This window comes from Flagellimonas aurea, assembly GCF_017313785.1.
GTDB classification, from domain to species: domain Bacteria; phylum Bacteroidota; class Bacteroidia; order Flavobacteriales; family Flavobacteriaceae; genus Flagellimonas; species Flagellimonas aurea.
In genome coordinates this window covers 217,367-236,928 of record NZ_JAFLNL010000004.1, presented here as the reverse complement: position 1 = coordinate 236,928, position 19,562 = coordinate 217,367, and the positions used below count along the sequence as shown (strand labels likewise).

The window sequence follows — 19,562 nt, the reverse complement described above, 5'->3', positions numbered from 1 at the left end:
ATCCTTTAAATATAAGCTAATATTCCTACTTTGGTCCCATGAGAAGAACGAACAAGGAACTTCTGGTAAAAGGATTAAAATCATTTGGCTTTACAGTACTGGCCATGTTCATGGGACCTTTTTTGATCTATGAAGCATTTAAAAATGAAGGGCACCCCTTCTATTGGCCCGTTCTCATTTTAGGAATATTGTGTGCAGGAACCGCAATCTATCTGGGGTTTCGTTCGGTAGGCATCGTAATAGATGCTGTTTTTGGGAAAAAGTCAAAAGATTAGTTCCTTGTACCGGGAGGCCCATTTTTCCATTTATTGGAAAGCTGGGCATAATCATAGTCCAATACCGACTTTTGCCTTTCCAATCGGTTTGCCGCAAAGGCCCTTTGCAAAATATCCTCTATCAAATAATCCTCATGCACTTCTACAGGACGGAACTCCTCCTTTAAACTGATCTTGAACAAACTCGCGGTGGTATTGTACCAAAAGGCACGCCATCCGTTCCGAAGGTCTTTGACCAGATCAAAAGCGGTGGTCCCTGTTTGACGATGAATCAATTTCACCAAAATCTGTCCTTCCGTGCGAGTCAACTTTTTAAGTTCTTCGGAGAACTCACCTTCAATATACTTTTGCACCTTTCTGGTATAGCGCCGTTGGTGTCTCCGTTTTTTGATATGCTTGAGACTATCGTTCAGTTCCACAAGTCGTTCGGCCGCCAATTTAGCATATGGGTAAACCTTCAGGGTTTTTCTTCTAAGGATGTAGTAACGCAGCTTGTCTTCACGGCTGGCAAAGTCCAATTCACCAAATATATACACCTCTTCCAGCTCAATGGAACTCATCAAAATGGAATCCCTTTCGAACCTAATATAGTAGTCCTCTATGGAATCATTGGCAATCGAATCCATTGGTGTTTTAATAGAGTCCCCTTTCGATTCTTGGGCCCATCCGAAGCCATAAATCGATAAGAAAATAACTAAAAAACAGATACGTAGCATCATATTTCTTTGTCAAAAGTCTTGCCAAAAGTAAGTATAAAGGTGTGATTTGGCTATTAAATAAAAGTGAATATTCTTAAGTTTGTGTTCTAAATCAGATACATGTCAAAAGAGAAAATCATCAACGAAAAATCCCTTGAGTTTTTAGAAAAATACCTGAACAACCCATCACCGACGGGTTATGAATGGGAAGGTCAAAAAATTTGGATGGACTACGTAAAACCTTATGTGGACGAGTTTATCACGGATACTTATGGCACGGCCGTAGGGGTCATCAATCCAGATGCAAAATATAGGGTGGTTATCGAAGGGCATTCCGATGAAATTTCTTGGTATGTCAACTATATTACCGATGAAGGATTGCTTTATGTAATCAGAAATGGCGGTAGTGATCATCAGATCGCCCCATCAAAATGGGTAGACATCCATACCAAAAACGGTATTGTGAAAGGTGTATTTGGATGGCCAGCTATCCATACCAGGAACAAGGAAAAAGAAGAGTCTCCAAAATTGGACAACATTTTTATCGACATTGGCGCCAAGGATAAGGAAGAAGTGGAGAAGATGGGCGTTCATGTGGGTTGCGTAATCACCTACCCTGACCAATTCCATATTTTGAACAAGGACAAATTTGTTTGCCGTGCCTTGGACAACAGAATGGGTGGTTTCATGATCGCCGAGGTTGCTCGCCTGCTCAAGGAGAACAAAAAGGAACTTCCCTTTGGGTTATACGTTACCAATTCTGTGCAAGAAGAAATTGGATTACGTGGTGCCGAAATGATCACACAGACCATAAAACCAAATGTTGCTATTGTTACCGATGTTTGCCACGATACCACCACTCCAATGATCAACAAAAAGACGGAGGGCGAGACAAAGATTGGTGATGGACCTGTAATTTCTTATGCGCCAGCGGTACAGAACAAATTACGTGAGCGTATTTTGGAAACTGCGGAATCCAAAAAGATTCCATTCCAACGCAATGCATCATCACGCTACACCGGAACTGATACGGATGCTTTCGCCTATAGCAATGGTGGCGTTGCTTCCGCTTTAATATCGTTGCCCTTGCGCTATATGCACACTACAGTGGAAACGGTTCACAGGGACGATGTGGAGAACGTTATCCGTTTGATTTATGAAACTTTATTGAACATCAAAGAAGGGGAAACGTTCAGTTATTTTGATTAACTGATTATTTTTCATCATCCCGATATTAAAATTTGTCGCCTCGAAAGTTCTTCGGGGCGACTTTTTTTTATCTTTATGTGATATGGATGAGCAAGTTGACATTTTGGACGAACATGGAAAACCTACAGGGAAATCCTGTTTAAAATCAGAAGCGCACCGGAAGGGACTGCTTCATCCAACGGTACATATTTGGCTGTACACACCCGATGGACGAGTATTGATTCAACAGCGCGGCAAAGATAAAGCTACCCACCCCCTACTTTGGGATGTTTCCGTGGCTGGGCATGTTTCCGCCGGGGAAGAAATTGTTGCTGCTGCCATTCGCGAAGTAGCAGAAGAAGTTGGACTTACCGTTTCGGAGTCAGATTTGGAACCTTTGGGCACTTTCAAGGCCATTCACAAAATTTCCGAGGACTTTATTGATGCTGAACTGCACCATATCTTTTTGTGCCGGCTCAGCGTTCCCTTGAACCTGCTCACCAAACAGGAAAGTGAGGTCGAAGACTTGGCGCTTGTACCCCTATTCAAGTTCGCTGAGGAAACCTGGGGCTTGGCCAGTATGGGCAAATACGTCCCCCATGGCCCCACCTATTACAAAACCATAATTAAAGAAATTAAAAGTCGGACTTGATTTTTTCCGCAAATGCTTGAAGCGAGTCCAATTGATAATCATGCTGGTCACCCGTCTTCATATTTTTGACCACAAATTTACCGTCTGTCAACTCTTGGTCTCCCAAAAGAATTACATAGGGCACTCCTCTTTTGTCGGCATATTTGAACTGCTTCTGCACTTTGGTATCCGTTGGGTATAAATCCGCTCTAAGACCTTCTTTACGTAGTCCTGAAACCAGTTTTAAGGCCGCTCTTCCCTCTTTCTTTCCAAAATTGAGGCAAAGCACATCCAAAGATGAATCCAAACTTTCAGGGAACAGGTTCAATTCTTCCAAAACCAAATAAATACGATCCAAACCAAAACTGATACCTACGCCGCTCACATCTTTTAGTCCAAAAATACCTGTAAGGTCATCGTAACGGCCACCACCACCAATAGAACCCATTTGTACACCTTCGGGAGCAGCGACTTCAAAAATAGCGCCAGTATAGTAATTGAGCCCGCGAGCTAGGGTAACATCCAATTGAAGGGTTGCTGATTGCAGTCCGATCATATCGGCAGTAGCAATAATCTCTTCCAGTTCGGAGACACCCAGCATTCCAATTTCGGAATCGGCAAGGATAGATTTCAGCTTTTCCAATTGCTCGGACGCGGTTCCCGTCATCTCAAAAAGAGGTTGTGCCTTGGCAATGGCAGCTTCGGAGATACCTTTTTCCATCATCTCCGCTTTTACTTTTTCCTCTCCTATCTTGTCCAATTTATCCAGAGCGACAGTAAAATCTACCAACAAATGCTTGGCTCCTATCACTTCAGCGATTCCCGATAATATCTTTCTATTGTTGATTTTGATGGTGGTCCCTTTCAGGCCCAAATCAGTAAAAACGGCGTCGTACAACTGCACAAATTCAACTTCTTGAAGCAGAGAATCGGCTCCCACCACATCGGCGTCACATTGATAAAACTCACGAAAACGCCCCTTTTGCGGACGGTCCGCACGCCAAACAGGTTGAATTTGATATCGTTTGAACGGAAAATCAATCTCATTTTGGTGCATCACCACATAACGGGCAAATGGGACGGTAAGGTCGTAGCGCAGGGCCTTTTCTGAAATTTTCGGCGTTAAAGAGGCTGAATTCTTTGAACTGTAGGTTACATCATCCACTTTGGAAATAAAGTCACCCGAGTTCAAGATTTTAAAAATCAAACGGTCGCCTTCATCCCCATATTTTCCCAGTAGGGTTTCTGAATTTTCAAAAGACGGGGTCTCTATTGGTTGAAAACCATAAGTTTCAAAATGTTTTTTTATGGTTTGGATGATATGGTTCCGTTTGGAGACCTCTGCAGGTGAAAAATCACGGGTTCCTTTAGGTATGGATGGTTTTTGTGCCATGTGGTTTTAAATTCTCGTGCAAATATACACCAATCAAATTGGTCATCCGTCAGATCAAAAGGGGCATCCGTCAATTCATCCAAAAATTATAAAAATATAAATCTTAAGTATATTCAATTCTTCTTTTTTATGAAACTAAAAACGATATTACTACTGGGATTGGTTATTAATTTAGCTTTGGTTTCTTGTTCGGGTGAAAATGGTGAACAGGGGATTCAAGGCGAGCAAGGAATTCAAGGTTTGCAGGGACCACAAGGTGAACAAGCCCTCCAGGGGAAGAGGGTTCGGAAAGTGAACAAGGGGAGGCCGGAAATGCAAATGTTCATCGTTTCATCATAAGCCTTATGGATATTACAGAAGGTACAACGGACATAATTTTGGATTTGCCAACAACCAATTTACCTTTAGAAACCTATTATATTTTCGCTTATTTAAAAGCTGTAAATGAACCCGTTTATGTTCCTATACCAGGAGCGGTTAAAGAATTGGATCGAAAATTCCTATTTTATTACACCGATATTCAAATTTATATAGGTGTTTCCAATTTTGATGGTTCGGATTTAACAAAAGGTTGGATTGCCAATGCAGGGATTAATGAATTACACCTTCTTTTTGTTGAAATATCCAACCTGACAGGTAAGACACAGGAAGATTTTAAAACTTCACTAAAAAATGAGGGTGTGGATACTAAAAATTACGATGAGATGATAAAATATTTTGGATTAGATTGAGAAATATATCAACCCTTTATTATAAGAAAGGTAGAAAAAAAATCACTCCACAATCTGTTCAAACCATTGATACAGTTCTCCTTTAGTGATAACGGCACCTTGTTTAATGATTTCAAACTTGTCCACATTTTTATCTTCCCCATAAGCCTTGGAGGCCGTAAGATATTCCACAAAATCGGATTGGTAATTACGTTTGAACCAGCCAAAACCTATCTCGGTCCTCAAGTCGATTTCGGGATTTAAAATCCTGACAGAGAGCAACTTCATTTCCTTCTCTGTAAGATGGAAAAGATGCATATGTTTTTCCGATACATTTTCAAGATACTCGACCTTGTTCAACACTCCTTCCCATATCAAATCGCTGAAAACATCAATTTCATCCTCAGCCACCTCAGGTTTTTCCTTTTTTAAAGTGTCCCACTCATCAGCTGTGATGGATTGGGTCGCCAAAAAGTTAATGAATTCAGGGTGGAGTTCCTCCAATTGTTCCTTTGTCAGACGTTTGTATTTCATCCTGCAAAAATAAAAAGGCTTGTTATAAGCACCGAATTTATAGCAAAGAATTATTTGTTTGATGCACCAGCTTTAAGTTTATCTTAACCTCCATTCTTTGGCATCCCCTTTTAAATACCTTAGTTTCGGAAATTAACATGTATTAAAAAGAACATAGAATGAGATTTTTAAAATCAATTAAAACTTTGGTGGTCTGTTTTATAGCCGTTGGTGCAAGTGCTTTTTCCCAAATAAATGCACAAGAACAAGTAGAGGTCAGCGATTCAGAACTGAATAAAATTGCTTCGGCTTTTCAAGATATCCAGAAAGTGAACATGGAAGCACAGCAAAAAGTAATGCAGACGGTTGAAGAAAGTGGTTTTGAGGCCAATAGGTTCAATGAAATGTACCAAGCAGCGGCTTCTCCCGAAAAAACAGTTGATGCCAGTGACGAAGAGAAAGAGCGTTTTGGCAAATTAATGAACGAAATTCAGCAGATGCAAGTGGGCTTCACCCAACAAATTGAAGAAATCATCAGCAATGAGGGGTTGAGTATGGAAAGATATCAAACCATTGCCATGGCATTGCAAAGCGATACGGAACTACAAGGTCGACTAAGAGCTGCTTTGGAACAGCAACAATAAGAAAATATCTATTCATATTATCGTAAATAAAAAAATCCCGAGCAATTTGCTCGGGATTTTTTTATTCAATTTATTTCGAAGTTTAGTTTGCTTCCGCAATAACTTCAAAAGGGAATTCTACTACAACTTCCCTGTGCAGTCTGATAATAGCCTCGTAAGGACCAGTTCTTTTGATAGCTCCACCCTTAATATTGATGAATTTCCTATCAATTTGGTGTCCTTCTTTATCCAAGGCAGCAGCAAGGTCGATATTGGTTACAGAACCGAACAATTTATCTCCGGCACCAGCTTTTGCAGCAATTTTAATTTCCAATTGCTTCAAAGCATCGGCAACCTTAGTAGCCTCGTCTATAACTTTTTTCTCCTTGTGAGCTCTTTGCTTAAGGTTCTCGGCCAAAACTTTTTTGGCAGAAGGTGTAGCCAAATCGGCCAAACCTTGAGGGATAAGGAAGTTTCTGCCGTAACCATTCTTTACGGTAACGATATCATCCTTAAATCCCAAATTCTGTACATCTTCTTTTAGAATAAGTTCCATTCTCTGGTGTTTTTTATTTCAACATATCGCCAACATACGGCATTAACGCTAGGTGACGGGCACGTTTTACGGCCTGCGCCACTTTTCTTTGGTATTTCAAGGAAGTACCTGTTAGTCTTCTTGGAAGCAATTTACCTTGCTCGTTCACTAACTTCATCAAGAAATCAGGATCTTTGTAATCAATATATTTGATACCTGATTTTTTGAACCTACAATACTTCTTTTGCTTGTTGGTCTCAATGTTAAGCGGGGTCAAATACCTGATTTCCCCGTCTTTTTTTGCTTTTGCTTGTTGCTCAATAGATGCCATACCCTTATGCCTTTGCTTTTAGTTTGTTTCTTCTTTTCTCCGCCCAAGCAATTGCATGCTTGTCCAATTTAACGGTCAGGAAACGCATAATGCGCTCATCTCTTCTAAATTCCAACTCGTAAGGGCTGATTGCCTCACCTGGCGCTTGGAATTCGAACAAGTGGTAAAAACCACTTTTCTTGTGCTGAATGGGATAGGCCAATTTTTTAAGTCCCCAATCTTCTTTGGAGACCATTTTGGCACCATTCTTAATCAAGAAATCCTCGAATTTCTTGACTGTTTCCTCTATCTGTGTCTCAGACAGAACGGGATTCAAAATGAAAACAGTTTCGTAATGGTTCATTATAATATATTTTTAAAGGAGCGCAAAATTAATAATATTTCTTTCACCCTGCAAGAAAAGTAAAAAAACTTCGTTTAAGTACATGAGTTATCAACAGTAAAAACCTTTTAAACCTAAATAACACATATGGCAATTTACACAACAAAATAGACCATGTTTACATCTTTTGTTGCTCCTAAACGTGTTTTTTATGTAATTTGCCGATGATTTAAAACCCTACAAATCACCCCATTCATGAAATTAAAAAGTATAATTGTAGACGATTCTTCCATGCAGCGCATGGCCGTTGCGAAATTGGTCAACAATCATCCACACCTAGCTTTGGTTGCTGAATACAGCAATGCCATTGAAGCCAAAAATGGCCTTAAAAACCACGAAATCGACCTCATTTTTTTAGATGTTGAAATGCCGATTATCAGTGGTTTTGACCTATTAGAGGCCCTAGAGAACCCACCACAGGTAATCCTTATCACAGGAAAACCTGATTATGCACTTAAAGCATTTGACTACGATGTAACCGATTACCTTCACAAACCTATTACTTTGGCCCGTTTTGAAGCTTCCGTAAAAAGAGCTGTTGCCAAATACGAGCAAATGAACAGAGTAGATGAGGACGAGGAACACATCTTTGTAAAGAGCAACCTTAAAAAACGTAAGGTTATCTTAAACGATATTAAATGGATAGAAGCGTTGGGTGACTACATCAAATTGGTGACAGATGAAGCCAATATTGTAATCCTTTCCACTATGAAATCTTTCGAAAAGCAATTGCCTGCCGAAAAATTTCTACGTATCCATAAATCTTACATTGTGAATCTGGAGAAGATCGAGAAATTCAACAGTAAAAATGTTGAAGTAGGGGGCAGACAGATTCCATTAAGTAGAAACAAAAAGACAGAACTGGCGGAAGCGCTGGCCAACGTATAATTATATGTGGTCCACATTGTAGACCAGTCTTACACTTTTATACTTGGAAATAGCATTAAAGGATTTTTCAATTCTTTTAATGCTATTTTTTGTTTGTGCCAATGGTTGTTTGTGAGGAATCTTGATCATTATATTTTTCAGGTAGTCTCTTCGGATTCGAGCAACGGGTGGGTACTCGGGACCAAGAATGTTGTGGCCGAGCACATTGCGCAGCGAACCGGCCAACCAATCAGCAGCCTCGTTCAATTTATTGAAATCCTTATCCTTTAGCGTAACTTTAATCAGCCTTACCAAAGGTGGGTATTTAAACTGCTCACGCTCATAAAACTGTTCCTCGAACATTTTATCGTAATTGTTCGTGGTCACCTGCTGTAGAATCTGATGATACGGATTATAGGTCTGAATAAGCACTTTACCTCGTTTTTGGGTACGCCCTGCCCTACCGGCCACCTGTGTCAACATTTGAAAACTGCGTTCATGGGCCCTGAAATCAGGAAAATTGAGCATGGAATCAGCATTCATGATACCTACCAAGCTCACATTTCTAAAATCCAGTCCCTTGGTTACCATTTGTGTGCCCACCAAAATATCCATCTCCTGATTTTCAAAAGATGAAATAATTTTTTCATAAGCGTACTTGCCACGTGTGGTGTCCAAATCCATCCGCCCCACCGAAACATCGGGAAACAACTGCCCTAATTCCTGTTGAATCTGTTCCGTACCAAATCCCTTGTTGTCCAAAGTAGGACTCCCGCAGGCCAAACAGGCCTGTTGCAAGGCCATGTGATAACCACAATAATGACAGCGCAGTTGATTTCTGTGTTGATGATACGTTAGACTTACGTCACAGTTAGGACATTGTGCTACATGGCCACAAGTAGTGCATTCCACAACCGGTGCGTATCCTCTCCTATTTTGAAAAAGAATGATTTGCTCCCCTTCTTCCAAAGCTTCGGTAATGGCCTTGATCAAAATTTCTGAAAAATGTCCTTTCATTCGGCGTTTACGTGTGGCTTCTTTGATATCCACCAAATTGATATCTGGCATCAACACATCTCCATACCTATGCGATATGCCCGCATAACCATATTTCCCTGTCTTGGAATTGAACATGCTCTCAATACTAGGCGTAGCAGAGCCCAACACAATATTTGCCTTATGGAGAGAAGCCAATACAACAGCGGCATCCCTGGCATGATAACGAGGAGCAGGATCAAATTGTTTAAAGGAATTTTCGTGCTCCTCATCCACTACTACCAGACCCAAATTGATGAACGGAAGAAATAAGGACGAACGTGCGCCAATTACAATTTGCGCCTTTTCTGCGCTCTTTAGGACATTGTTCCACACCTCTACCCTCTCGTGAACACTATATTTTGAATGATAAACGGCTACTTGGTGTCCAAAATAAAGCCGCAGCCTATTGATTAATTGTGAAGTCAATGCGATTTCTGGGAGCAGATACAGCGCTTGCTTACCTTCATCCAGACATTTTTGAATGAGTTTTACGTAAACTTCTGTTTTCCCCGATGATGTAACTCCATGCAACAAAACAGGTTTTTTCTCCGTAAAGCCAATATTGATAGCTTCCAAAGCCTGATGCTGATATTCGTTCAAATCTACATGTTTGGATGCTTCGGAACGTTCATCAAAGTCGACCCTATCCTTTCGGATGTGGTATTCCTCCAAGATATTTTTATCTATAAGTGCTTTTATCACCGCACGTGAGGCTCCACTCGCCTCTTCCAATTCGGCAAGAGCGATAGGTTTGTTGCTTTTTTTGGATTTCAGCTGAAAAAGGGAAAGCACCACTTGGCTTTGCTTGGGTGCCCTGGTAAGTTCATTCAACAATTCTGCCAGTTGCTGCTCGTCCTCATATTGGTCGGATAGCTTAACGTAGCGGACCAGTTTGGGCTTGTATTGTTCGTACAGCTCTTCTTTTTGAAGCACAACTCCTTTATGGACAAGCGTATTGATAAGCTTCAATACATTTTTCCTATCAACAATGTCACTGACCTCGGAAATTTTTAATGCGGATTGATGCTGCAATGCCTCAAATATCAAAAACTCATCATCCGAAAGCTCTGCTTCGTCTACATCTGTATTTTTGTTGGGCAAAACCAGCGTTTCGCTTTCTAACATAAAAACACTTGGCAGCGCACTTCGGATGACTTCTCCCAAAGTACACATGTAATATTTGGCCACCCATTCCCAATGCTTCAACTGTATTTGGGTCACAACAGGTTGCTCATCAAGAATTTGATAAATTTCTTTGGGTTCGTAGGCCTCGGGAGCATTTTGGTGCACCCTATAGGCCAATGCAGTATATATCTTTGATTTACCAAAGGGAACGGCAACGCGCATTCCCTCTTCTATAAAATCTGCTTCGGCCTGCGAAATTTTATACGTGAAGAGTCTTTCCAAAGGAATGGGAAGAACAACATCCAAAAAATAATCCATACATTAATTCTCTTCTACCCTATGCCATGTTTGGGTCCTGTGCAGAAATGCTAAATATCCTCTGACCTTCAATCGGTTTTTATTCTCCTCGTCCAGCCAGACCTTTCCTCTAAAAGTCATGGCTTGCTCGGGGTCAAACAAGCTATCGCCTTTGTAAACACCGTCTTTGTGTTCCTCGAAATCGTCCATGATCTTCATACCAAGAATGGGCTTGTTCTTTTTGTCGCCATCACATTTGGTGCACAGTGCCCCTTTTTTTCCGTCCTCTAGGATTTCTATCACTTTGGCGTGCAACATACCGTCTTCCTTGTAAATTTCAATAACGGCCTTTTCCACACCGTTACGGTCATCAATAGTCTTCCATTTACCAAAAACACTTTGCGACCATGTTATCTGACAGAGCAAAAAACACACTCCGCATATCCATTTACTCTTCATTCTTTTGCTTTTCATGTCGCTTTTTTAGTGAGTTCAAGGTTGCATTCAGTTCAAAACCCAATAATAAGATATTGGAATTTAACCAAATAAACACCATTAAAATCAATAATCCGCCCAATGCACCATAAAGTTCATTATATCGTGCAAATTTATCCACGTAGATACCGAAAAGATACGATGTAAGGAGGAACAAAAGAGTTGTCATCAAGGCTCCTGCTGAAAAAAAACGGGCATTTCTTCCCTCTGCAGTTCCAAAATAGTACAATATTGCGGTGGTCAAATAGGAGAGGAACAAGAAAAACATCACTTTGGCCAGTTGTATTCCGACCGTATCCCCCTTTTCCACATCGTAACCCAAGGTCTTGCCCAGATACTCGCTGGTGTACTCCACAATGTAGAACTCAAAATACACGAAGGCAACGGCTCCAACAATCAATAAAACGGAAAGAATCAAACCCACCATGAGTGCGTAGGCGTATTGACGAAAAAAGTTACGCGTAAGCTCTACGTGGTACGAGTTCTCGAACCCGCCAAAAATGGCGTTTACACCATTGGCCACCAAAAAAATGGACAAAATAAAGGCGGATGACAGCAATCCTCCCTGTTTTTGGTCCTTTATTTGTTGATAAATCTCTCCAAAGTATTCACTAGTCGCGGATGGGAGAAAGGATTCCAAGAAATCCAAAAACTGGGCATCAAAATTCTCATTGCCGACACTTACATAAGGAATTATAAAAGGAATCAAGGTCACCAAAAAAATGAGTAGTGGAAATAAAGCCAAAAACAGGCTAAATGCTATGGAACTGGCCCTGGATGAAAGAGTCCCCTTAACAATCCCTAGTAAGTACATTTCAATCAAATCATACAAAGAGAGTCCTTCAAAAGCTTTGAGCTTTATTTTTTTCATCAATCGGACAATCCAATTAATGACAGGTATTTTTTCTAACTGCTCTTCGATGCCTGCTGACATTTAAACGGCTTTTAAGCTTAAATCCATATTATAAACGGAATGGGTGAGCGCACCCGAGGAAATATAATCCACGCCACATTCGGCATATTTTCGAATCGTGTCCTCGGTTATTCCCCCCGAAGATTCAGTGAGGCACCTATCCCCTATTCTTTTGACGGCTTCTCGGGTTTCGTCATAATCAAAATTATCCAAAAGGATACGGTAAACACCATTGGACTTCAATATTTCATCAACTTCATCCAGATTTCTAGCTTCTACTATAATTTTTAGGTTTTTCCCCTTTTTCTCTAAATAATCCTGTGTTTTTTGAATGGCTTTTGTGATTCCTCCTGCAAAATCAATATGATTGTCCTTGAGCATGACCATGTCATAAAGGGCAAACCTGTGGTTTTCGCCACCTCCTATCTTAACGGCCCATTTTTCCAGGGCACGTATGCCCGGAGTTGTTTTTCGGGTATCCAAAATCTTGGTATCGGTACCGTCCAGAAGGGACACAAAATCTTGGGTCTTGGTGGCAATTGCGCTCATACGTTGCATAGCGTTGAGCACGAGCCGTTCCGCCTTTAAAATACTTTGGGAGCTGCCTTCTACATAAAAAACAATATCTCCATATTTAACCTGGGCCCCGTCCTCCATCAAAATTTCCATAGTAAGGTTTGGGTCGACATAATTGAATACTTGTTTGGCAAATGCAACACCTGCGATAATGCCCTCATCCTTTACAAGAAGTTTTGCTCTTCCTTGAGCTGACGCAGGAATACAGGATAAAGAGCTATGGTCGCCATCACCAACGTCCTCTCTTACGGCATTGGCAATGATCAAATCCAGTTCGTTTTGAAATTGTTCTTCGGAAATCATCCTATTGAGCTTTTAACGAAAATAGTAAAAACATTGTTCGTTGTCCATGACTTATGTGCCCATAATTTAAGCTGAAACGTTTATTTTTGGGCATGCAGATTACTTTGATTGCCATTGGAAAAACCGACAAGTCTGAACTTGAAGAACTTATAGCCATTTACGAGAAACGGCTAAAGCATTACATCAAGTTTCAGATGGAGGTAATTCCGGACATCAAAAACCGTAAAAACCTCTCCGAAGCACAGCAAAAGGATAAGGAGGGCGAACTTATTCTAACTCAGCTTCAACCTACGGACACCCTAATTCTTCTAGACGAGAAGGGCAAGCAATATACCTCTGTGGACTTTGCCCAGTTTTTACAGAAAAAAATGAACAGCGGCATTAAAAACCTAGTTTTGGCAATCGGCGGCCCTTACGGTTTTAGTGATGCCGTTTACGCAAAAAGTTCTGGCAAGATAAGTTTATCTAAAATGACCTTCTCTCACCAAATGGTGCGATTGTTCATAGTGGAACAGATTTATAGAGGGTTTACTATTCTCAGGAACGAACCGTATCATCATCAATGAATTGGATAAAAGACCGCTACGCTTTAAGAGACAAGACAAAAGACTTTTTCCTGATTATTTGATCATTACATCTTGACTCTTATGTCTTATGCCTAAGAAACTAGTAAAGCACCCTAAACTTGATTGTGTTCTCAATTTTCTTGAGCGCCTTGATCACATCCTTGTCGTATTCCTTGTCCAAATCAGTGATCACATAACCCACTTCGCTATCGGTAGAAAGGTACTGACCAGAAATGTTCAGCCCGTATTGTGCCAATATTTCATTGATCTTGGCCATGATTCCCGGAACATTTCTATGAATGTGCAAGAAACGATGAGCTTTGTTCTGTTTAGGCAAACGTATATTCGGGAAGTTAACGGCATCCACCGTATTTCCCGTATTGATATAATCCATGATCTTATTTGGCACAAAATCCGCAATGTCGCGTTGAGCTTCCTCGGTACTACCACCAATATGCGGTGTAAGAATAACATTGGAAAGTCCTTGTAACGGGGTTTGAAATTCTCCGTTGCTACGTGGCTCGGAAGGATAAACATCTACAGCAGCTCCTCCCAATTTCCCGCTTTTTAAGGCAGATGCCAGAGCGTCAATATCAACAACGAAACCTCTAGACAGGTTAATGAGCTTTGCACCATCCTTCATTTGGTTGATCTCGCGCTCTCCAATAAAGTTTTTATTGGCCTTATTGTCATCAACATGTAAGGTGACCACATCTGAAACATTCAGCAAGTCTTCCAATGTATTGCATTTAACGGCATTACCAATGGCCAACTGATCGTCGACATCGTAATAATACACCTTCATCCCCATGGCCTCGGCCAAAACGGACATCTGTTTACCAATGTTGCCATAACCTACAATACCTAGGTTTTTTCCGCGAACCTCTTGCGATCCAGCAGCGGTCTTGTTCCACTCTCCATTATGGATTTCCGTGCTTCTTGGGAAAATACTACGCATCAACATAATAATCTGCCCTATCGCAAGCTCCACTACGGAACGGGTGTTGCTATATGGGGCATTGAAGACCACAACCCCTTTTTTCTTACTGTATTCCAAGTCTATTTGGGTAGTTCCGATGCAAAATGCACCTACCACCAATAATTTATCGGCCGCATCCAAAACTTTTTGGGTCACCTGTGTTTTGGACCTGATTCCAAGCACATGTACGCCTTTGATACGCTCAATAAGTTCATCTTCGGAAAGACTGGTTTTGATCAACTCTACTGAAAATCCTTCTTCCGAAAGATTGTCAAAAGCTGCAGTATGAACATTTTCCAGTAAAAGGATCTTGATTCTGTTCTTGGGGTATGATAAGTTTCTTGGCAAATCGTTTATATATAAAAATTCATCTAAATTCGGTGTCACGTGATCGGCATTGTTGGCCGCCTTTTCGCGATGCACATTCTCGGTGTAGGCGAAAAATTTATGGGCAATTCCGGCCTCGCGCATTACATAATCGCTATAACCGTCCCCTATTACTTGGACCTCGCCATCCAAATCCAAGTTTTTTAAGCATTCTATTTTTCCGTTGTGGGCCGCCAGAACATTTGTTTCGTCAAAACCGATAATGTTTCCATCGGTATCAAACTTAAATGTGTTGGCATACACCCTTTCGGATGGAATGTTGTATTCTTCAACTATTGGGTCTATAAATTCCTTGAAACCGCAGGAAATCACATAAATATCCTCTGAGAACTCGTGAAAAAATTGTTTATTGGCTTCAATCGATTTTGAGATTTTTTGTCGGAGCTCTTTTACCAAGTTCTCCAAATCGCTCTTGTTGGCGCTCAACAAACGAATTCTTCGTTCCAAGGATTCCGTGAAAGAAATATCCCCATCAATCCCTAAATTGGTGATTTTTTGGATTTCCGCCACGATCTCGTTCCTTTTTGGATTGCCTTGCAGGGTCATTTCAGCTAAAACATCCAACGCCTCAACACGTGTGAGCGTACTGTCAAAATCGAACACATATTTGCGTCCTGTCTCTACCATGGGTCGTTTCAAAAAAATTAAAGTGTAAAATTAAACATTAATTCCATCCTTATAATCGGAAGATGCCAAAAACCTTACACATTTACAGATAAATCAAAAAACCATTACGATTTGTTTTAAATAGCACCCAAAAAAGTGAATTTTTCAATTTCCCTTTCTTAAAACCAACGTCTTGTGAGCTTGCAATAGATATTATATTCTTGACCGAATATTTTTTTAAGAGCCTCCTCTTCGGGTTTAATCTGGAAATGGTTCATATAGGAAACAAATCCCGCCGCAACTAAAGTATTAAAGGCGTTTCCCAGATTGAGACCATAGGCCAATAAAAAAAGTAACATCCCCAAATACATGGGATTACGGGTAAAATTGTAGATGCCATTGGTTACCAATTTGGATGCTTTATTAGGATTCAATGGGTCCGTTGTAGTTTTTTGTATCAAAAATTGGATTACGGAAATCAAGATTACCAAGCTGCCAAGACCGAACAAAAACCATATTAGCCAATGTTTCCCGAAAAAATCGAACTCACCTACTGGCAGAAACCTGTCCAAAACATACATCAAAACTCCAAAAACCAACATCACCAAAGCTGGGGGCACTTTCATTTTCATATAAACTTGGTTAAACCCCGAAATTACTACTTTTGAATCTCAAATAGAACCCTTTTTTGATTTGAAACTAGTTTTTGCCACACATAACGACAACAAGCTAAAGGAAGTTCAGCAATTACTTCCTGAAAATATTGAATTGTTGTCCTTAAAGGATATTGAATGCTTTGATGAAATTCCAGAAACCGGTGATACCCTTGAAGAAAACGCCAAAATCAAGGCGGATTTTGTAACCCAAACCTATGGGTTGGATTGCTTTTCGGATGATACGGGTTTGCTTGTAGACGCTTTGGACGGAGCGCCCGGAGTCTATTCCGCTAGATATGCCGGAGAACAAAAGAATGCTGGGGACAATATGTCTAAATTATTATCCGAACTGGAGGGGGGTACTGACCGGTCAGCACACTTTAAAACCGTGGTACATTTAAACCTAAAAGGCGAAAGTTTCACTTTCGATGGCATTGTTGAGGGACAAATTACCACCAAACAGCATGGAAAAGGAGGTTTTGGCTACGACCCAATTTTTAGACCTGATGGATACAACAAAACCTTTGGTGAGCTGCCTCCAGAGACCAAAAACGCTATTAGTCACCGAGGTAGGGCCATACAAAAATTGGTGGGATTTTTAAAAAAGAAGGCAACTTAGCTTGCACCGATCAAAATAAGTGTACCTTTGCCGCTTTATTAACGCCGCCGGTATGGGCAAGGTGTTGTGATGGGCTTGAACGGGAAATACTAAAAATCGCTCTATACAACACAAACATATTTGCGATTTAAGGTATTTACACCGCTATGACAAAATTTGAAGCCTTGGGGTTGGACAAACCCCTATTGGATGCTATTTCCGACCTTGGATTTGAATCCCCCTCTGAAGTACAAGAAAAATCAATCCCAATTTTATTGGAGCAAGAAACCGATTTGGTTGCCTTGGCACAAACAGGAACAGGTAAAACCGCTGCCTTTGGATTTCCGATGATTCAAAAAATCCAACACGACAGTAGAACCACCCAAGGATTGATTCTCTCCCCTACTCGGGAACTCTGTTTACAGATCACCAACGAATTAAAACTTTATTCCAAATACGTAAAAGGAATCAATGTTGTTGCCATTTATGGTGGTGCCAGCATTACCGACCAGGCCAGACAGATAAAAAGAGGGGCGCAGATTGTTGTTGCCACTCCCGGTCGTATGAAGGACATGATCGGCCGAAACATGGTGGACATCTCCAAAATTGACTATTGCGTACTGGACGAAGCCGATGAAATGTTGAACATGGGCTTCTATGAAGATATCAAGGACATTTTGTCCAATACTCCCAAAGAAAAGTTTACATGGCTGTTCTCGGCAACTATGCCGAAAGAAGTGGCTACCATTGCCAAAAAGTTCATGCAAAACCCAGTAGAGATTACTGTTGGTTCCAAAAATGCAGGCGCCTCTACGGTACAACATGAATATTATGTAGTAGGTGGACGTGACCGTTACGCTGCCCTTAAACGTTTGGCCGATGCCAACCCAGGTATCTTTTCTGTAGTGTTCTGTAGAACCAAAAGAGATACACAACGTGTGGCAGAAAAATTGATTGAAGATGGATACAATGCCGGTGCGCTACATGGTGATTTGAGCCAGAATCAGCGTGATTTGGTCATGAATTCGTTCCGTAAAAAACAAGTACAGATGTTGGTAGCTACCGATGTGGCTGCCCGTGGTATCGATGTGGACGATGTAACCCACGTAATCAACTATCAATTGCCCGATGAAATCGAGACCTATACTCACCGAAGTGGTCGTACTGGACGTGCCGGAAAATCCGGAATTTCCATGGTTATTATCACTCGTTCAGAGTTAAGGAAGATCAAGGCCATTGAGAAAAAAATACAGCAAGATTTTATTTCCAAAAAGATTCCTGACGGCATTGAAATCTGCGAGATTCAATTGTACCACTTGGCCAATAAGATAAAAGAAACCAAGGTAAACGCAGAAATCGACAGCTATTTGCCTGCTATAAACGATGTACTTGAAGGAGTTGATCGGGAAGAGCTGATCAAGAAGATATTTTCAGTAGAATTCACCCAATTCTACAATTATTATAGCAAGACCAAAGACCTCAACAGTCAAGATGCTGAAAGAGGAAATGGTGCATCCAAAGGTGATATACCCACGGAAGGTTCCGTACGATACTTTATCAATGTTGGGGAACGCGATGGTTATGATTGGATGAGCCTGAAGGATTTCCTCAGAGACACCTTGAACTTGGAAAAAGAAGACGTCTACAATGTGGACACCAAAGATTCTTTCTCCTTTTTTAATACCGATGCCCAACTCACTGAATTCATCCTTCAAACCTTTACCGATTTTAAATTGGAAGGACGCTTCATAAACGTGGAAGTTTCCAAGAATCCAGGCGCCGGTGGCGGTGGAAAAGGTGGGAAAAAACGTCGAGGCAATAAAGGCGGTGGCGGAAACCGAAGAGGTGGCAACAAGTCATATAAAGGAGGAAAAAAAGGAGGTTACGGCAAAAAAGGAGGTAAGAAAAAGCAGGGCTTTTATTAGTTAATTCTATATTAAATGATAAGTCCCTCCTGTTTATTTTTCTTTGTTTAGTATTTTTATACCTACAAAGATTGCATGAGAAGAGTACTACTTATACTATTGTCCCTATTTCCTTTGCTCGGTTTTTCACAAACCGATAGTGGAGAATCCCAAGAAGTAAAGGATTTTACGGCTACGGTGATTAATGCCCAAACGGAATATCCCTTGGAGAGTGTTCACGTAGTCAATCTTAATCAGGTTAAGGGGACCATTACCAATCAAGATGGTAAGTTTACCATTCCTGCTGCGGTGAACGATACACTGTACTTTTCCTATCTTGGTTTTAAGACCCAAAAAGTGAGGGTCACCAACGATATGTTCCGATTTGGAGATACCGAAATTGCATTGACCGAACTTGCCTATGCCTTGGAAGAGGTTGTGGTAACACCATATCAGCTTACAGGATACCTCGAAATTGATGTAAAGAACCTTCCGGTGAACAATGCATATCAATATAGCATCTCCGGATTGAACACAAGTTACGAAGCCGGTAATAAAAGCCCAAGTGCAGTCACCAAAGTACTCGGGGCCATTTTGAACCCTGCCGATTTGCTACGGAATCTTTTCGGTAAAAAGCCAAGGCAGATGCGTAAGCTTCGTCAAATCAAGGAAGATGATAATATCAGGGACCTTTTGGCTTCAAAATTTGATAGGGAAACCTTGACCGAGCTCCTTCAATTGGAAAAAGTGGACATAGAGGACATCCTCAACAACTGTAACTACTCAAAATCCTTCATTAAAACAGCTAATGACCTTCAGATATTGGATGCAATTTCCAGTTGTTACGAAGAATATAAAGTACTCAACCGCACCCAATAAATAGTACGATAAGAATAGCTTTCGGGATTGTTTAAAACGGATATAAATAAATTTTATATTTACCAAGGCATTTTATAGCTTTAAACAAATTCCC

General features: G+C 40.8%; 23 protein-coding genes. 11 read left to right on the top strand and 12 right to left on the bottom strand.

Annotation, left to right across the window (positions count from 1 at the left end; all coding sequences use genetic code 11):
• The first annotated feature begins 38 nt into the window (after positions 1–38).
• Positions 39–275: a DUF6095 family protein gene (locus J0656_RS09360; protein ID WP_207033104.1), complete on the top strand. Its 237-nt coding sequence runs from the start codon at positions 39–41 to the stop codon at positions 273–275.
• Here J0656_RS09360 and J0656_RS09355 read toward each other — a convergent pair.
• Positions 272–991 (bottom strand): DUF4294 domain-containing protein, encoded by a 720-nt coding sequence (locus J0656_RS09355; protein ID WP_207033102.1) that lies wholly within the window; start codon positions 989–991, stop codon positions 272–274. The two genes, J0656_RS09360 and J0656_RS09355, sit on opposite strands and share 4 nt — an antisense overlap.
• Positions 992–1,093: 102 nt before the next feature.
• On the opposite strand from J0656_RS09355, the gene J0656_RS09350 reads away from it, so the two are divergent.
• Entirely contained in the window at positions 1,094–2,182 is a 1,089-nt protein-coding gene (locus tag J0656_RS09350; RefSeq protein WP_207033100.1) for a M42 family metallopeptidase, read from the top strand.
• 82 nt (positions 2,183–2,264) lie between these two features.
• Positions 2,265–2,813, top strand: a complete 549-nt coding sequence (locus J0656_RS09345; RefSeq protein WP_207033098.1) for an NUDIX hydrolase — start codon at positions 2,265–2,267, stop codon at positions 2,811–2,813.
• Here the strand turns inward: J0656_RS09345 and hisS are convergent.
• A complete protein-coding gene (gene hisS / locus J0656_RS09340; RefSeq protein ID WP_207033096.1) occupies positions 2,797–4,185 on the bottom strand; it encodes a histidine--tRNA ligase in 1,389 nt (462 codons plus the stop codon). The genes J0656_RS09345 and hisS overlap by 17 nt on opposite strands.
• Before the next feature lie 129 nt (positions 4,186–4,314).
• On the opposite strand from hisS, the gene J0656_RS09335 reads away from it, so the two are divergent.
• Both J0656_RS09335 and J0656_RS09330 read left to right on the top strand, forming a co-directional pair.
• A complete protein-coding gene (locus J0656_RS09335; RefSeq protein WP_207033094.1) occupies positions 4,315–4,524 on the top strand; it encodes a hypothetical protein in 210 nt (69 codons plus the stop codon).
• A gap of 5 nt (positions 4,525–4,529) precedes the next feature.
• Positions 4,530–4,916 (top strand): hypothetical protein, encoded by a 387-nt coding sequence (locus J0656_RS09330; RefSeq protein ID WP_207033092.1) that lies wholly within the window; start codon positions 4,530–4,532, stop codon positions 4,914–4,916.
• A gap of 42 nt (positions 4,917–4,958) precedes the next feature.
• Here J0656_RS09330 and J0656_RS09325 read toward each other — a convergent pair whose 3' ends face one another.
• Complete coding sequence (locus tag J0656_RS09325) at positions 4,959–5,429, bottom strand: DUF6495 family protein (RefSeq protein ID WP_207033090.1); 471 nt, start codon at positions 5,427–5,429, stop codon at positions 4,959–4,961.
• Between the two features lie 158 nt (positions 5,430–5,587).
• On the opposite strand from J0656_RS09325, the gene J0656_RS09320 reads away from it, so the two are divergent.
• On the top strand, positions 5,588–6,052 hold the full coding sequence (locus J0656_RS09320) for a DUF4168 domain-containing protein (RefSeq protein ID WP_207033088.1): 465 nt from the start codon (positions 5,588–5,590) through the stop codon (positions 6,050–6,052).
• Between the two features lie 82 nt (positions 6,053–6,134).
• On the opposite strand, the gene rplI is transcribed toward J0656_RS09320, so the two are convergent.
• Genes rplI through rpsF form a run of 3 tightly spaced genes read right to left on the bottom strand, consistent with a single transcriptional unit; the run spans position 6,135 to position 7,240 of the window.
• Positions 6,135–6,587, bottom strand: coding sequence for a 50S ribosomal protein L9 (gene rplI, locus J0656_RS09315; RefSeq protein ID WP_207033086.1), 453 nt, complete (start codon positions 6,585–6,587; stop codon positions 6,135–6,137).
• Positions 6,588–6,600: 13 nt separating this feature from the next.
• A complete protein-coding gene (gene rpsR, locus J0656_RS09310; protein ID WP_106145737.1) occupies positions 6,601–6,897 on the bottom strand; it encodes a 30S ribosomal protein S18 in 297 nt (98 codons plus the stop codon).
• Positions 6,898–6,901: 4 nt separating this feature from the next.
• Positions 6,902–7,240, bottom strand: a complete 339-nt coding sequence (gene rpsF, locus J0656_RS09305; RefSeq protein WP_207033084.1) for a 30S ribosomal protein S6 — start codon at positions 7,238–7,240, stop codon at positions 6,902–6,904.
• Between the two features lie 234 nt (positions 7,241–7,474).
• Here rpsF and J0656_RS09300 point away from each other — a divergent pair, with 234 nt between their 5' ends.
• A complete protein-coding gene (locus tag J0656_RS09300; RefSeq protein ID WP_100818563.1) occupies positions 7,475–8,167 on the top strand; it encodes a LytR/AlgR family response regulator transcription factor in 693 nt (230 codons plus the stop codon).
• On the opposite strand, the gene priA is transcribed toward J0656_RS09300, so the two are convergent.
• From priA to nadC, 4 genes are read right to left on the bottom strand one after another with little or no spacing between them, the layout of a single operon-like run.
• Positions 8,168–10,627, bottom strand: a complete 2,460-nt coding sequence (gene priA, locus J0656_RS09295; protein ID WP_207033082.1) for a replication restart helicase PriA — start codon at positions 10,625–10,627, stop codon at positions 8,168–8,170. It lies immediately after the preceding gene.
• Positions 10,628–10,630: 3 nt separating this feature from the next.
• On the bottom strand, positions 10,631–11,080 hold the full coding sequence (locus tag J0656_RS09290; protein WP_176620241.1) for a DUF2147 domain-containing protein: 450 nt from the start codon (positions 11,078–11,080) through the stop codon (positions 10,631–10,633).
• Positions 11,055–12,035: a YihY/virulence factor BrkB family protein gene (locus tag J0656_RS09285; protein WP_207033080.1), complete on the bottom strand. Its 981-nt coding sequence runs from the start codon at positions 12,033–12,035 to the stop codon at positions 11,055–11,057. The genes J0656_RS09290 and J0656_RS09285 overlap by 26 nt, the downstream gene beginning before the upstream one ends.
• Complete coding sequence (gene nadC, locus J0656_RS09280) at positions 12,036–12,893, bottom strand: carboxylating nicotinate-nucleotide diphosphorylase (RefSeq protein ID WP_207033078.1); 858 nt, start codon at positions 12,891–12,893, stop codon at positions 12,036–12,038.
• A 92-nt stretch (positions 12,894–12,985) separates the two neighbouring features.
• Between nadC and rlmH the strand changes: the two genes are divergently transcribed.
• On the top strand, positions 12,986–13,459 hold the full coding sequence (rlmH, locus tag J0656_RS09275) for a 23S rRNA (pseudouridine(1915)-N(3))-methyltransferase RlmH (RefSeq protein WP_176620244.1): 474 nt from the start codon (positions 12,986–12,988) through the stop codon (positions 13,457–13,459).
• Positions 13,460–13,559: 100 nt separating this feature from the next.
• On the opposite strand, the gene serA is transcribed toward rlmH, so the two are convergent.
• Positions 13,560–15,452, bottom strand: coding sequence for a phosphoglycerate dehydrogenase (gene serA / locus J0656_RS09270; protein WP_207033076.1), 1,893 nt, complete (start codon positions 15,450–15,452; stop codon positions 13,560–13,562).
• Positions 15,453–15,610: 158 nt separating this feature from the next.
• Entirely contained in the window at positions 15,611–16,063 is a 453-nt protein-coding gene (locus J0656_RS09265) for a methyltransferase family protein (protein WP_207033074.1), read from the bottom strand.
• 61 nt (positions 16,064–16,124) lie between these two features.
• Here J0656_RS09265 and J0656_RS09260 point away from each other — a divergent pair, with 61 nt between their 5' ends.
• The 3 genes from J0656_RS09260 (at position 16,125) to J0656_RS09250 (ending at position 19,468) form a co-directional block, all read left to right on the top strand.
• Positions 16,125–16,706 carry a non-canonical purine NTP diphosphatase gene (locus tag J0656_RS09260; protein WP_207033072.1) on the top strand — a complete coding sequence of 194 codons (582 nt, stop codon included), beginning with the start codon at positions 16,125–16,127 and terminating at the stop codon, positions 16,704–16,706.
• Positions 16,707–16,852: 146 nt separating this feature from the next.
• Positions 16,853–18,610: a DEAD/DEAH box helicase gene (locus tag J0656_RS09255; RefSeq protein ID WP_207033070.1), complete on the top strand. Its 1,758-nt coding sequence runs from the start codon at positions 16,853–16,855 to the stop codon at positions 18,608–18,610.
• 75 nt (positions 18,611–18,685) lie between these two features.
• On the top strand, positions 18,686–19,468 hold the full coding sequence (locus J0656_RS09250; protein ID WP_207033068.1) for a carboxypeptidase-like regulatory domain-containing protein: 783 nt from the start codon (positions 18,686–18,688) through the stop codon (positions 19,466–19,468).
• Positions 19,469–19,562: the final 94 nt, after the last annotated feature.